This window comes from Candidatus Binataceae bacterium (assembly GCA_036495685.1).
In the GTDB taxonomy this organism is placed as follows: domain Bacteria; phylum Desulfobacterota; class Binatia; order Binatales; family Binataceae; genus JAFAHS01.
The window spans coordinates 1-1,952 of record DASXMJ010000053.1; the positions used below are offsets into that span (position 1 = coordinate 1).

The window sequence follows — 1,952 nt, forward strand, 5'->3', positions numbered from 1 at the left end:
ACATCGAATGGATGGCGCGCGCGACCACCTCCTTGCCAACTCCACTCTCTCCGCTGATCAGGATCGTGACGTCGCTCGGCGCCACCTTCTCGATGAGCGCGCGAAGCTTCGTGATCGCGGGATGCTGGCCGATCAGAGCTCTCTCGACGGCGTTGACTCGTCGCTCGAAGTCGACCCGCTTTACCTCGGACCCCGCTTTTCCGGAAAGACTCACACCCCTACCTCCAAAACCTAGACCGCCATGAACGGAATCTTGTCACTCGGCAACCGGTAGCAAAAGCACTCACCCCGGCGAGCCGGTTTGCTTACGAAAAATTGCCGCCTGTCCTGGCCCTTCCGCGATCGAGATCTCGAGGGTTCTCACCCCCGCGAGTGCCCCGTGTGCCAGCAATGCCGCGTGCAGCTCGTCCCACAGGTAACGGGACAGTTCTTCAGCTGAACTGTGTACTATCGGCGCCAGGAAAACGTCGCTGGCGGGAAACACGAACTCGTCATTCTCGTAGCGCACCCGAATCCTGCCGCCCTCGATCTGCTCAATCACCAGACAATCGCTTTTGGCCGGGACTATGGTGTGCTCGTCCATCCGATCGACGATTTCCTTGGTGAGCTTCTTGATCAAGCCGAAGTCGACGACGTATCCGGTGCCGGTCAGATCGCCTTCGACCCGTACTCCGACCTGGTAGTTGTGCCCATGCAGGGCTTCTCGAAAGCCGGGATAGGCGATGAAATGAGCGGCCGAGAATTTCAGGTTTTCCTTGGCAACGTGAATCGAGAATTGCGATGCCACGACAGAACTCTCTCTACTCCACCCGCGCCAGCCGAAGGAGCGCGTCCAGTGAGGGATCGGGACCGCGCACTGCGAAGCGCTCGCGGTAGCGGTCCGTGGCCAGCGAGGTAGCATTCAGAAAGTGGGTCGCCTCAACCTCCATCACCTCCGCGACTCGACGCGCGAGATCCGCCGCCCACGGCGCCTCGGGTTCGAAAGCGTTCATCAGATCGCCTATCGCCAGCCCATGCATGCCGCCCAGCAGGCATTCGGCGAAGTAGCCGATTTGCCCGGGACGGTCGAGATCGAGCGAGGTGATCTCGAGCGCCGACCCGAAATTGTGCAGGCGATCCATCCCATACTCGCGACGCTTCGAGATGACTTCAGGATCACCGCTCCCCTCATAGCCGGAGCCGATCGCTACAATGGCGACGCGTCCGTCTTCTAGCGGCAGCGGGTGGAAAATGTAGCCTTCGGAAGTGTAGCCGAGCAGGCCGCGCAGCGCCTCACGGTACCTGAGCAGGTTGAAGTCCGCGTCACGGGCAAAATTGAGCAGGAACTCCCCGAACGGCAGCCTGGCGCGATCCGCGTGCTCGAGAAGACGGACGAACGCACCGGGGTCGTATTCTTCGCGGCGCGATATCAGCGGCGCCGCCGAGCGGTCGAAGGTAAGGAGCAGTGCCCCAAACCCCCGGCCATCCGCCTCGCCCAGCCCGGTTCGCGCGGTGATGGGCCGACCCGGGTCTATCGGCTCGATATCCATCGCCAGGTAGTTGCCGTGACTGGATGGCTTCGCGAGGCCGCGGCGCGCGTTCAGAACAATGGCCGGTTCGGCATCAACTGCGACCAGCCGGCTGCGACCGCCGCGCCTGGCCGCGAGCAGGCCATACCCGCTCAGCAGAGATCCGTACCCGACGTACAGCAGGGTCTTATTGATATTTGTCACCGATCGCACGCCGCCGGTAAGTAGTGCACCGGCATGATGATCATAATGCCCACACGCGGACGCCGATTAAACCCCAATGGTTCCTGGTGTCGTCGAGCTCTGGCCGCGTCGCGTTCAAACGAACCGCTCGAGAACTCCGGGCCGCCACCGCGAGCGGATTGGTGGGGTCTTTGAGCGAAAGAGCCTGGCGCCGGTAGTTCCAGCTGTCCGGGCGCAGGCGTTGCGCCTCGTCCAGATACT

4 protein-coding genes are annotated in these 1,952 nt (G+C 62.2%); all 4 read right to left on the minus strand.

Going from position 1 to position 1,952, the window contains the following annotated elements; genetic code table 11:
* On the minus strand, window positions 1–214 hold a 214-nt coding region (locus VGI36_06405), incomplete at its 3' end, for a sigma 54-interacting transcriptional regulator (protein ID HEY2484760.1).
* Between the two features lie 69 nt (window positions 215–283).
* Window positions 284–787, minus strand: coding sequence for a 6-carboxytetrahydropterin synthase (locus tag VGI36_06410; GenBank protein ID HEY2484761.1), 504 nt, complete (start codon window positions 785–787; stop codon window positions 284–286).
* Between the two features lie 13 nt (window positions 788–800).
* Entirely contained in the window at window positions 801–1,712 is a 912-nt protein-coding gene (locus VGI36_06415; protein HEY2484762.1) for a hypothetical protein, read from the minus strand.
* A 40-nt stretch (window positions 1,713–1,752) separates the two neighbouring features.
* Window positions 1,753–1,952 (minus strand): hypothetical protein (locus tag VGI36_06420; GenBank protein ID HEY2484763.1); only part of this gene is annotated, 200 nt, incomplete at its 5' end.